The sequence below is a fragment of the Streptomyces sp. NBC_01235 genome (assembly GCF_035989285.1).
Classification (GTDB): domain Bacteria; phylum Actinomycetota; class Actinomycetes; order Streptomycetales; family Streptomycetaceae; genus Streptomyces.
In genome coordinates this window covers 2,796,708-2,809,317 of sequence record NZ_CP108513.1, presented here as the reverse complement: position 1 = coordinate 2,809,317, position 12,610 = coordinate 2,796,708, and the positions used below count along the sequence as shown (strand labels likewise).

At 71.4% G+C, this 12,610-nt stretch carries 7 protein-coding genes and 1 pseudogene; 6 read left to right on the top strand and 2 right to left on the bottom strand.

Features of this window, described 5'->3' with window-relative positions; translation table 11 throughout:
* Positions 1–2: 2 nt before the first annotated feature.
* Positions 3–752: a hypothetical protein gene (locus OG289_RS12065; RefSeq protein WP_327314002.1), complete on the top strand. Its 750-nt coding sequence runs from the start codon at positions 3–5 to the stop codon at positions 750–752.
* 113 nt (positions 753–865) lie between these two features.
* On the opposite strand, the gene OG289_RS12060 is transcribed toward OG289_RS12065, so the two are convergent.
* A complete protein-coding gene (locus tag OG289_RS12060; protein ID WP_327314001.1) occupies positions 866–1,471 on the bottom strand; it encodes a hypothetical protein in 606 nt (201 codons plus the stop codon).
* Positions 1,472–1,692: 221 nt separating this feature from the next.
* Here OG289_RS12060 and OG289_RS12055 point away from each other — a divergent pair, with 221 nt between their 5' ends.
* Positions 1,693–4,479 carry a penicillin acylase family protein gene (locus OG289_RS12055; protein ID WP_327314000.1) on the top strand — a complete coding sequence of 929 codons (2,787 nt, stop codon included), beginning with the start codon at positions 1,693–1,695 and terminating at the stop codon, positions 4,477–4,479.
* Positions 4,480–4,511: 32 nt separating this feature from the next.
* Here OG289_RS12055 and OG289_RS12050 read toward each other — a convergent pair whose 3' ends face one another.
* On the bottom strand, positions 4,512–5,849 hold the full coding sequence (locus OG289_RS12050) for a serine-threonine protein kinase (protein WP_327313999.1): 1,338 nt from the start codon (positions 5,847–5,849) through the stop codon (positions 4,512–4,514).
* A gap of 212 nt (positions 5,850–6,061) precedes the next feature.
* Between OG289_RS12050 and OG289_RS12045 the strand changes: the two genes are divergently transcribed.
* The 4 genes and pseudogenes from OG289_RS12045 to OG289_RS12030 all read left to right on the top strand — a co-directional run bounded on the left by OG289_RS12045 (position 6,062) and on the right by OG289_RS12030 (position 12,460).
* Entirely contained in the window at positions 6,062–6,826 is a 765-nt protein-coding gene (locus tag OG289_RS12045; RefSeq protein ID WP_327313998.1) for an SDR family oxidoreductase, read from the top strand.
* Between the two features lie 107 nt (positions 6,827–6,933).
* Positions 6,934–7,245 (top strand): annotated as a pseudogene (locus tag OG289_RS12040) (AMP-binding enzyme); the annotation flags it as partial.
* A gap of 26 nt (positions 7,246–7,271) precedes the next feature.
* A complete protein-coding gene (locus OG289_RS12035; protein ID WP_327313997.1) occupies positions 7,272–7,865 on the top strand; it encodes a TetR/AcrR family transcriptional regulator in 594 nt (197 codons plus the stop codon).
* A 206-nt stretch (positions 7,866–8,071) separates the two neighbouring features.
* The gene (locus tag OG289_RS12030) at positions 8,072–12,460 is read left to right on the top strand and encodes a LamG domain-containing protein (RefSeq protein WP_327320651.1); all 4,389 of its coding nucleotides are present in this window, start codon (positions 8,072–8,074) and stop codon (positions 12,458–12,460) included.
* Positions 12,461–12,610 lie beyond the last annotated feature (150 nt).

Here is a 12,610-nt window from a genome sequence, read left to right as displayed (position 1 = left end):
GGATGGGACCAACTCCGTTGTCCTCAGCTGCCCTTGCCACCGCTCTCGCCGACATCGGCACGGTCTTCAACGGCTTCGCCGGCCTGGACGAGGTCGGTTGCGGCTTCTGTCATGCGCCCGAGGAGACCGCGTATCTGCGCACGCCGTACGTCGATGTTCCGGTGGACGTGGTGCAGTACTACCTCTTCGAGGTGGACGGCCACTTCACCGACCACGCGGCCTCGATGCGGCGCCTGTTGCCGCAGGCGGCACGGGCGATGGCCGACGGCACCCTGGGCGCGATCGGCTACGGGGCGCACGGGTGGAGCCGGATGGACTGGCGTTCCTGGCCGGCCGAGCAGGCCGCCGCGATCGACGCCTTCCTGATCGCCTGGTGGCAGGACGTTCTCGCGACGCCCGCGCCGCCGTATGGCGTCGACGAGGTCTTCGACACCTGCGTCACGATCGCCCGGACCGTGACCCCGTTCCTGGACGGGTGGGCGCAAGGCCCGGTCGCCGACGCGCATCTGGCCCACTGCACCGACGTGTGGCTCTACGACCTGTTGTCCGACTCCTCCCCGTTCACCTGGTGGTACGACGACAGTGAGGACGTCGGTGTCGCGGAGCTGCGCGACTGGCTGGCGGGGCCCGGTGCCGCCCGGCTGCGCGCCCTGGGCGAGCCCGGCCTCGCGATACGCGCCGAGCTGCTCGCGCTGCCCGGGGACGAGCGGTGGGCTCACCCGTACTGGGCCAGTGCCTCCGCCGCCAACTGAGCGTTGGAGGCCGCCGGAACCGGCGAAACAGGGGGTGCGGCATCCCCGGCGCACCCCCGCCGTGCTCTCAGGCCGGCCGTGTCGGCCGGCCTTGGGCGGAACTCAGGCCGGTGTCAGGCCGACACCAGCAGTCGTCGTCCGCGCCTGGCGTACGCCAGGGCGTCGGCCGTGAGGACCGGGCGCGGTACGAGAATTCCGCAGTCCGCGCAGACCGGACCCGCCGACGGTTCGTGATCCAGGTCGTACTTCCACGGCAGCCGTTCGCCGCCGCACACCGGGCAGCCGGATCCCGGTTCGCGTTCCAACGCGGCGATCAGCCTGCGCAGTACCTCGGCCAGCGGCTCACGGGGGTGCAGCCGCGGGTCGTCGCACCAGGCGACGCCGAAACCGCCCCAGGTCAGCCGGTGCCAGTCATCCACACTGCCGGGCCTGCGCAGCCCGTCGTGCTTCTCCTTCTTGCGGCGCTCGGCGAACTCGACCTCGTAGGCCAGCCACACCGCCCGCGCCTCCTCCAGCTCGTCCAACGCGGCCACGAGCCGCGCCGGGTCGGGGGAGCGGTCCTCGGGTCCGAACCCGGCCCGGGAGGACAGATGGTCCCAGGTCGCCCTGTGCCCGTAGGGGGCGAACCGCTCAAGGCACTTGCGCAGGGAGTACCGCCGCAGCGCCAGATCGCAGCGGGGGTCTCGCACCTGTCTCGCCAGACTCCGGAAACCGGCCATCGCCTTGCACCTCCGTCACATCTGCACCTGTACTTCGGTCACTTCGGCGTCGTCGTACGGACGTCGTCGAATAGACGTATCGACACGCGATTCGGCTCCATCCGATTTCGACGACCTCCGTAACGCTGCTGAGGCGACTCTGAAAAGTGACGCATGTTCATCTTCAATCCCGGGGATACCGGCGGTAACCTTCCGCCGACCCCCGTCGCTAGGAGCAGCCGATGCCACGGCGCACCCCCCGCACAACTCTCGACAGACTGAGAACTCCCGGCAGATTCCCCGGGTTCCTGAAGACCGCATCCGTATGCGCGCTGATCGCCGGACTTTTGTCGCCTCTTTCCCAAGCGGCGGTTGCCGCCGAGGCCACGGCCGCGAACGACTACTGCGGCGGCCAGTGTTCCGACATCCTGCCGCCCGGCGAGAACGGCAACGCCACCCTCGCGCAGGTCCTCCTCAACCAGGCCTTCGGCACCCAGCCCGACCACGCCGAGGACCAGCTCGGCCCCTACGCCAACCTGGCCAAGGGCTACTCGACGCTCACCAACGCCACGATCAACACGTTCTTCAACGACGCGTCGTTCGGTGTCGCTTCCGATCAAGTCGCCTCCACTCTGAGCCCCGCGGGCCGTACCGACGTGGCGATCGTCCGTGACAAGAAGACGGGCGTACCGCACATCACCGGTACCACCAGATACGGCACCGAGTTCGGCGCCGGGTATGCGGCGGCCCAGGACCGGCTGTGGCTCATGGACGTCTTCCGGCACGTCGGCCGGGGACAGCTCACCGCCTTCGCGGGCGGGGACCCCTCCAACCAGGGTCTGGAACAGCAGTTCTGGCGCAACGCTCCGTACACCGAGGCAGACCTCCAGGCCCAGATCGACAACGCCATCGCCACCAACGGCGCCCGCGGCCAGCAGGCTCTCGCCGACGCCAACGCCTACCTGGCGGGCGTCAACGCCTACATCGACGCCTCCGACAGCGGCCGCTACTTCCCCGGTGAATACGTCCTGACCGGCCACAAGGACTCAATCACCAACGCGGGCACCATAGATCACTTCAAGATCACCGACCTGGTGGCGCTGGGCTCGGTCATCGGCGCGCTCTTCGGCTCCGGGGGCGGCGGCGAGGTCAACAACGCGATCTCGCTGCTCGCCGCGCAGGAGAAGTACGGCGTGGAACAGGGCACCCAGGTCTGGGAGGCCTTCCGCGAGCGCAACGATCCCGAGGCCGTCCTCACCGTCCACAACGGCGAGAGCTTCCCGTACGCCGCCAAGCCCGCGAGCCCGCAGGGCGAGGCGCTGCCCGACGCCGGCTCGGTGAGCGCCGAGCCGCTGATCTACGACGCCACGGGCACCGGTGCCGCCGCGAGCGCCACCGCCGCCTCCGCCACGGCGACCGCGACCGCCCTCAGCTCGGCCAGGCGGGGCATGTCCAACGCCCTCGTGGTGAGCGGGAAGTCCACGGCGAGCGGTCACCCGATCGCCGTCTTCGGGCCGCAGACCGGCTACTTCGCCCCGCAGCTGCTCATGCTGCAGGAGATCCAGGGACCCGGCATCAGTGCCCGCGGCGCCTCGTTCGCGGGGCTGAGCATGTACGTCGAACTCGGCCGCGGTCAGGACTACGCGTGGAGCGCCACGACCTCCGGCCAGGACATCATCGACACCTACGCGGTCGAACTGTGCCAGGACGACTACCACTACCTGTACCACGGCACCTGCACGGCCATGGACGTCATCGAGCAGAAGAACGCCTGGAAGCCGACCACCGCCGACGACACCGCGGCCGGCTCGTACACGATGCGCGTCTACCGCACCAAGTACGGACCCGTGGAGTCCCGGGCGACCGTGGGCGGCAAGAAGGTCGCCTACACCACCCTGCGCTCGTCGTACATGCACGAGGCCGACTCGATCATCGGCTTCCAGATGCTGAACGACCCGGACTACGTCAAGAGCCCGCAGACCTTCCAGAGCGCGGTGCAGCACATCAACTACACCTTCAACTGGTTCTACGCCGACTCCACCCACACCGCCTACTACAACAGCGGCAACAACCCGGTGCGCGCGAGCGGCGTCGACGCCGAGTTCCCGGTGTGGGCGCAGGCGGCCTACGAGTGGAAGAACTGGGTGCCGGCCACCAACACGGCCGAGTACACGCCCGCCTCGGCGCACCCCAACTCCATCGACCAGGACTACTACGTCTCCTGGAACAACAAGCAGGCCAAGGACTACGCGACCGCTTCCTGGGGCGACGGGTCCGTGCACCGCGGCAACCTGCTGGAGGACCGGGTGAAGAAGCTGGTCGCGGCCGGCGGCGTCACGCGCGCGTCCCTGACGAAGGCGATGGCGGAGGCCGCGCTCGCGGACCTGCGCGCCGAGGACGTCCTGCCCGACCTGCTGAAGGTGATCAACAGCTCCACGGTCACCGACACCACGGCCGCGGCCGCGGTGACCAAGCTGCAGACCTGGCTGACGGCGGGCGGCAGGCGCACGGAGACAACGGCAGGTTCGAAGACGTACGCCGACGCCGACGCGATCCGCATCCTGGACGCCTGGTGGCCACTGCTGGTCAAGGCCGAGTTCGAACCCGGTCTCGGCACCGGCCTGTACACGGCGTTCACCGCCAACCTGCCCGTCGACGAGTCCCCGTCGGCCGCCCACGGCCCGACCGGGGCGCACGCCGGAAGCTCCTTCCAGTACGGCTGGTGGAGCTATGTCGACAAGGACATCCGGGCGGTGCTCGGTGAGTCGGTGCAGGGCGGGCTGACGCAGAAGTACTGCGGCGACGGGGCCCTCAGCGGCTGCCGGGACATCCTGATCAGCACCCTGAAGACGGCGGCCGGCAAGACCGCGGCCCAGGTCTACCCAGGCGACGACCTGTGCGCGGCGGGCAACCAGTGGTGCGCCGACTCGATCGTCCAGCGCACCCTGGGCGGCATCAAGCACGGCAACATCAGCTGGCAGAACCGGCCCACCTTCCAGCAGGTGGTGGAGTTCACCTCACACCGGTGAGCCCGGTGGTCCCCTGAGAAAGCGGCGGCGGGTCAGCGGATGCGGCCCGCCGCCAGCACCACCCGCGCCAGTTCGGGGTGCACGATGTCACTGTGCGCCCCGGCCGGCGCCCCGCCGCGCCGGACCACGGCCGCCGCGTCGACGTTGACGCATCCCGACGTCGGCAGGGGAGCGGCCAGCGCCTCGGCGAGTGTGCACGCGCGCGTACCCGGCACCGCCTGCACCCCGTCGTGCCCCATCGCACCCCACTTGGCGCCCAGCATCCCCCCGACACCGAACCCGGCGACACCGGGCCCCTCCCCGACCGCCCCCTGTGCGTCGCCCGCCATCCGCGAGGCCAGCGGGTACATCGTGCCCAGCGCCGCGTCGAAGGAGGAGTAACAGCACACCAGGGGGCCGTCGACACGCTTGTGCTGTCCCTGAAGCACGCCGCCCGCGCGCGGGTCGTGCGGCAGCCGCGCCGCGAACGCGTAGTGCGAGAAGGCCCCTTGGAGCAGCGTCACGGACTTGACCGTGCGCACCCCCTCCGGCAGCCCGCGCAGCGCGAACGACACCAGCCGCCCGCCGAAGCTGTGTCCCACCAGATGCACCCGGACGCCGGGCGCCACCGCCGCCAACCGGCCGACGAACGGCCCGAGTCCCCGCTCGCCGACCGTGCCCGCGCGCCGCTTCATCGCGTAGTACGTCGCCTGCCGCAGCAGCTCGTGCGCCCCGTCCCACGGGTTGGGCAGCGCGAACCCCTCGGTCTCCGGGGCGGAATCGAGTCGGGCCAGGGCCCGCGCGAACTCCTCGCAGGCCGCCGCCGTCGACCCGGTGAACATCTCCGGCTCGTCCTGCGGCACCCCCTCCGCCAGGGTGTCCGCCGCGAACAGCGCCTGCGGTCCCGGCGGCACCACGTCCACCAGCAGCCGCACCAGCCGCCCGAACTCCTCCAGTTCGGCCTCCTCGGGCGGCCGCTGCTCCAGCATCCGCGCGATCTGGTCGACCACCGTGGCCCGGCCCGGGAACATCTCCAGGAGGGCGTGCCGGGTGTCCTCGTCCAGCGCCGGGCAGCGCGCCGGGTCGGCCGCCACGGACCGCGGGAAGTCGGGGATCGGCTCGTCCGAGAACCGCATCGACGGCCACACCACGCCCACGTACCCGATCCTCGCGGCCGGGGCGAGCGCGGGGATCGGGGCGAAGAAGCGGCCGTAGAGGCGGGTCGCGCCGGAGCGGTCGCTGTTCCAGCCGTGCGAGAAGACGATCAGGTCACGGACGCCGCTCCGCTTCACCTCGGCCGGCAGCCGGTCCCGCCGGCCGCTGTCGACGTCCCCGTCGGCGTCGAAGGTCAGCTCCCAGTAAGGAGTCACGCTCATCGCAGGATCCGACATGACAGGCCCCCTCGTCCCCCGAAGCGGTGCGCCAGGTGCGCGCATCGTCCTGCCAACAGGCGCAATTGGCCATACGTCACGGCTGATCCGTACAAAAGACGATCCCCTCGTGTCCGCCGGAACGCACAAGCCCGGTGGTCGGCTCTTCTCCGATACATACCGACCGGTTAGTCTGGCGCTCGAGTCGATTCGCTTCGCGTCGAAGGAGACCGATGGTGGAAGCCGTGCAGGATGCCGGGGTCGTCGTAACCGGAGCGGGGGGCGGGATCGGGGCCGCGCTGGCCCGCCGCTTCGCCGCCGAGGGGGCCCGGGTCGTCGTCAACGACCTGGACGCCGGGCGGGCCGAGGCGGTGGCCGCCGAGATCGGTGGCATCGCGGTCCCCGGCGACGCCTCCGCGATCGTCGAGCAGGCCCGGGAGGCGCTCGGCGGCGCCGTCGACGTGTACTGCGCCAACGCCGGGGTCGCCTCGGGCGGCTCGGAGGCGGCCGACGAGGCAGTCTGGGCGCTGGCCTGGGACGTCAACGTCATGGCGCATGTCCGCGCGGCTCACGCCCTGCTGCCGGACTGGCTGGAGCGCGGCCACGGCCGGTTCGTCTCCACCGTCTCCGCGGCCGGGCTGCTCACCATGATCGGCGCCGCCCCGTACAGCGTCACCAAGCACGGCGCCTACGCGTTCGCCGAGTGGCTGTCGCTGACCTACCGCCACCGGGGGATCGACGTCCACGCGATCTGTCCCCAGGGCGTGCGCACCGACATGCTGGACGCCACGGGCAGCGCGGGCGACCTGGTGCTCAAACCGACCGCGATCGAGCCGGAGGCCGTCGCGGACGCCCTGTTCAAGGGGATCGCGGAGGACCGTTTCCTGATCCTGCCGCACCCCGAGGTCGGCGGGTACTACCAGGTGCGCGCCGGCGACCCCGACCGCTGGCTGACGAACATGAACCACCTCCAGCGGAAGTGGGAAGCCGCCGAGTGACCGCGCCCGCCTCCCGTTGCGCCGACAAGCCCTGGCCGGCCCTCCTCGACGACGCCGAGCGCGCCCCGATCGAGCGGGCCGACTCCCTCGTGCACGCCTTCCGCAGGTCCGGCTTCAAGGTGTGGCCGCGCGAGGTCGAGGACGTGCTGTACACCCGTCCGGCGGTGCGCGAGGCGGCCGTCGTCGGGGCGCTGGACGGGTATCGCGGCGAGACCGTCAAGGCGTACAGCGGCCTGCGTCCCGACGCCGGCGCGAATGCCGATACGCTCGCGGCCTACTGCAAGGACAGACTGGCGGCCTACGAGTGTCCGCGCCAGGTGGAGATCCTGCCCGACCTGCCCAGGACGGCGAGTGGCAAGATCCTCCGTCGGGAACTGCGTTCCCGCGCGCGGGACGGGTCAGTAGCGCGAAGTCAGTGATGCATCGAGGAAGGCAGGTGGCGGCAGTGCCCAGGACGACGGACGGCGTAGAGGCTCCTGTTCCGCAACGGCTCCTTGCCGCCGCCACCCGGCTCTTCGCCGAGCGGGGCTACGACCGCACCTCGGTGCAGGAGATCGTCGAGGCGGCCGGCGTCACCAAGGGGGCGCTGTACCACTACTTCGGCTCCAAGGACGACCTGCTGCACGAGGTGTACGCGCGCGTGCTGCGGGTCCAGCAGGAGCGGCTCGACGCCTTCGCGGGCGCCGACGAGCCGATCGAGAAGCGGCTGCGGGGCGCGGCGGCGGACGTCGTCGTCACGACGATCGAGAACCTCGACGACGCGATGATCTTCTTCCGCTCGATGCACCACCTGAGCCCCGAGAAGAACAAGCAGGTGCGCGCGGAGCGCCGGCGCTACCACGAACGCTTCCGCGCGCTCGTCGAGGAGGGCCAGCAGGCCGGTGTCTTCTCCACGGCGACCCCCGCCGACCTGGTCGTGGACTACCACTTCGGGTCCGTGCACCACCTGTCGACCTGGTACCGGCCGGACGGTCCGATGAGCCCCCAGGAGGTCGCCGACCACCTGGCCGACCTGCTGCTGCGGGCCCTGCGCCCCTGACGATCGCCTTACCCGGAGTTAACCATTCCGGGGGCAACCCTTCACCGTCTCGCCATGATCCGACCGTACGTTGGCCCGCGCTATGAGCTGATCATGCCAAAGCGGGGGAGTGTGAACGGATGTCGAGCGGTGGCAGAAAACACCCGAGAGCCGGCCGTGGGGCGGTGCTCGGCCTAGGGGTCACCCTGGTGGCCGGGCTGTTGCAGATGGGAGCGCTCCCCACGGCGGTCGCGCGTCCGCAGGCCGGCGCGCCGGCCGCGAAGACCGCCTCGGCCTCGGCTGCCTCGGAGAGCGGCACGGCAAGCGGCGGCGCAGGCGCTTCCGCGGCCTCCGAGGAGGAGGCCTTCGCGGCAGCGAAACGATCCGGCAAGAGCGTCGAGGTCGCCTCCCTGCGCGGTGAGAGCAGCGATGTGTACGCCACCCCCGAAGGCGACCTGGAGGCGCGGGAGTACCTGCGCCCGGTGCGGACCCGGATCAACGGCACCTGGCAGTCGATCGACACCGCGCTGGCCAAGGCCGACGGCGGCATGGTCGCGCCCAGGGCGGCCACCGTCGGGCTGGAGTTCTCCGGCGGCGGCACGGGCCACCCGCTGGTGCGCCTGGAGCGGGCGGGCCGCACGCTCGAACTCTCCTGGCCCGCCGCCGTGCCCGCACCGCGGCTGGACGGCGACACGGCCGTCTACCCCGACATCCTGCCGGACGTGGACCTGCGCCTCGGGGCGCGGCCCGACGGCTTCACCCAGCTCCTCGTGGTCAAGTCGGCCGAGGCCGCGCACGGCAGCGCACTCGCCGAGCTGCGGCTGAAGCTGAGCGCCGACGGCATGGCCGTCTCCGAGACGCCCAGCGGCGGCCTCAAGGCCGTCGACAAGGGAGCGGGCGGCGTCGTCTTCGAGGCGCCCACCCCGGTGATGTGGGACTCCAGCCCGGTCGCCGAGGGCACACCGGCCACCGGATCCGCCGACCCCGCGAGCGCGCGGACGACGAGGCGGGCAGAGACGGCGCGCTCCGTGACGCCGGCCGTCGCTCACTCCGCCGCCCGGACCGCGGCCGCCGCCACGGACGAGTCCGCCGAGTCCGCCACCGCCGCGGCCACCGGCTCCGAGGACGAGCCGACCGCCGCCGAATCCGGTCGGGTCGAGCCCGTCGGCGTCGACGTCTCGGCCGGCGGGGACTCCCTCGTCCTCACCCCCGACAAGGCGCTGCTGACAGGCTCCGACACCGTCTACCCCGTCTACATCGACCCGCAGTGGTACTCGCCCAAGGCCACCTCCTGGACCATGGTGTCCCGGTACTGGGCGAGCTCCCCGCAGTGGAAGTTCAACGGCGACCCCGACGCGGGCCTCGGCTACTGCGGCTGGGACTACTGCGCCCCCTACGACGTGAAGCGGCTCTTCTACCAGATCCCGACCACGAAGTTCGCCGGCCGGACCATCCTGTCCGCGGAGTTCGTCGTCCGGGAGACGCACGCGGCCTCCTGCCAGAATCGCGAGGTCCAGCTCTGGCGGACGAAGGGCATCTCGTCCTCCACCACGTGGAACAGTCAGAACAACTCCGACTTCTGGATCGACCGCCTCAAGACGCTCAGCTTCGCCTACGGCGCCGACGGCTGCGCCGCCGCCGACGCCGAGTTCGACGTGAAGGACGCCGTCGCCACCGCCGCCGCCAAGAAGTGGTCGACCATCACCCTCGGCATGCGCGCCAGCGACGAGGGTGACCGCTACACCTGGAAGCGGTTCTCGGACGACGCCTACCTGCGGGTGCGGTACAACCGCGCGCCGACCAAGATCACCCTCTCCCAGCTCACCATGAGCCCGGGCGGCCCCTGCGTGGCCTCCGACAAGATGGTCCGCATCCGCTCCGCCGCGACGATCCGCGCCAACGACGTCAAGGACCCCGACGGGGACGCCGTCTCCGTGCAGTTCCAGGCGTCCTGGGACGCCGGTGACGGCGCCGGCTGGAAGGCCCACTGGACCTCCGCCAGGACCACCAGCAAGAAGAGCGGCTCCGACTTCTCGCTCCCGCTGCCCAGCACCATCCCCAAGAACAAGCACGTCGACTGGCACGTCCGCTCCTACGACGGCGCCCAGTGGTCCGCCTGGAGCTACACCGGCGCGCACGGCTGCCACTTCATGTACGACACCTCCGTGCCGGTCGGACCGACGATCAGCTCCGCGCAGTACGGGGCGTCCGACCCCGAGGACCCGGACGACCCCTGGTGGGACGGCGTCGGGCGGTACGGCACCTTCTCCGTCGACACCACCTCCACCGACGTCACCAAGTACTGGTTCGGCGTCAACGCGGCTCCCAGCAGCGCCAACGTCCTGACCACCTCGGGCGGCGGTGTCAAGACGATCACGTTCATGCCGACCAGGCCGGGCGTCAACTTCATCACCGCGCAGGCCTTCGACGCGGCCGGCAACGGCTCCGAACCCACCACCTACACCTTCCGGGTCCGCTCCGGCCAACCCGAGCGGCTGGCCTGGCAGATGGACGAGAACGCCGGGGCGAGCGCGGCGGCCGGAGCGGGCGGCGACTGGCCGGCCACCCTGCACGGGCCCACGCCCGGCGGGCCGGGCGTCTCCGGAGCCGGCCTGTCCTTCGACGGCGCAGACGACTACGCAGCCACCGACTCGCCGGTGCTCAACACAGGCAAGAGCTTCTCGGTGTCGCTGTGGGCCAAGCTGCCCGGCACCGACCCGGGCCACCCCGGCGTCGCGCTGTCCCAGCCCGGCCAGAACCACAGCGGCTTCGAGATCTACTACTCCTCGTCACTGGGCGGCTGGGTCTTCCTGCGGCACGCCGACGACGCCTCCTCCGGCGGCACGGCCTCCCGGGCGGTCCAGCCCGCCTGCGCCACCGGCGACACCGCGTGCACCACGGCCCGACTGGGCGAGTGGACCAACCTGGTCGGTGTCTTCGACAACCCCAACCACCAGATCAAGCTGTACGTGGCCGGCAAGCTCGTCGGCAGCGCCGCCTTCACCACCCCCTGGGACGCCCGGGGCGGCACCGTCCTGGGCGCGGCCAGGCACTACGGCTCGCTCGCCGACTTCTTCCCCGGCTCGCTCGACGAGGTCCAGCTGTTCGACTACCAGCTCACGGACGCCCAGGTCACCAAGCTCGCGGCCAAGCAGCCGGTCGACACGGGCCGTCCGGCCAAGCTGGTCTGGCCGCTGGACGAGACCGACACCGCCGCCACCGCGGTGACCGGCCGCGGCCAGGCCACCGACGCCGTGCTCAAGGGCGGTGCCACCGCCGGCACCACCGGTGTCAACGGACGCGCCCTGTCGTTCGACGGCGTGGACGACTACGCCACCACCGGCCGCCCGGTCCTGGACACCTACCAGAGCTTCGCGGTCTCGGCCTGGGTGCGGCTGCCCAAGGACAAGGAAGCCCGGTCCATGATCGCGGTCTCCCAACTCGGCTCCGTGCGAAGGAGTTTCGAGCTCTACCACTCCTCGGCACTGGGCGGCTGGGTCTTCACCCGGCCGGAGGCCGACACTTCGGACGCGGCCCTGGTCCGCGCCACCCAGACCGTCTGCGCGGCCAACACCAACTGCGCGGCGGGCCGGTTCGGCGAGTGGAACCAGGTGGTGGGCGTCTACGACGCCGACGCCGGCAAGCTCCTGCTCTACGTCAACGGCGTCCTGCAGGCCAGCACCGCCTACACCGCCCGCTGGTCGTCCGAGGGACCGCTCACCATCGGCACCGGGCTCACCACGGCCGGCGCCGTGAGCAGCCCCCTCAAGGGCGACACGGACGACGTCCGGCTGTACGACCGGGCCGTGTCCGGCGACGAGGTGCGCCAACTCTTCAAGCAGCGTCCGCTGGTCGGCGCCCGCTGGAAGTTCGAGTCGGCCGCAGGCAGCCCGCAGGTCACCCCGGACGACTCCGCCACCGGCGCCGGCATGACCCTGTACAACGGGGCAGCGACCGGATCCGGCTGGGTGGACGGCGGCCTGACGCTGGACGGCGTCGACGACTACGCCGCCACCGCGACCGGCGTCCCGACGGTCGACACCAGCGCCAGCTTCACCGTCAGCGGCTTCGTCCAGGCGGCGGCCCAGCCCACCGGGAACGTCACCCTGCTCAGCGCGCCCGGCACGACCAAGAGCGCCTTCGCGGTCCGCTACGTGCCCGGCTCCGGGGACGCCGACCCGGGACGCTGGCGCATCGAGACCGCCGACGCCGACAGCAGCAGCGCCACGGCCACCCAGGTGGAGAACGGACAGTTCTACAGCGTCCAGGACTGGACCCATCTGGCGGTCGTCTACGACGGGTTCGCCCGCGACCTGCGGCTCTACGTCAACGGCGAGCTCCAGGACGTCGCCTGCGCCGACACCGACGAGGACGGCGAACCCGATGTGGCGCTCTGCACGGACATCGACTCGTCCGGCGAGAACGTCGTGACGTTCAGGGCCGCGCAGAACCTCCAGCTCGGCCGCGCCAAGACCGGTACCAGCACCTGGGGCGAGTACTTCCCCGGCACCGTGTCCGACCTGTGGACCTTCCAGGGTGCGCTGAGCGACGCGCAGATCAGCCGGCTCGCCGTCGGCATGCCGGGCGTGGCGACCGTCGTGCCCGGCGACGACTGATCCCGTCCGTCCACCCATCCCCTGCGACGCCCGACCCCTGAGGGAACGGGCCGGGCGTCGCGGGGACGACCCCGCTCCACACACCCCGCCGTGCCGCCGCGCCGCCGAGCGCCCGCGGCACCCGGTGCGGCGCCAGGGGACTACGAGGGA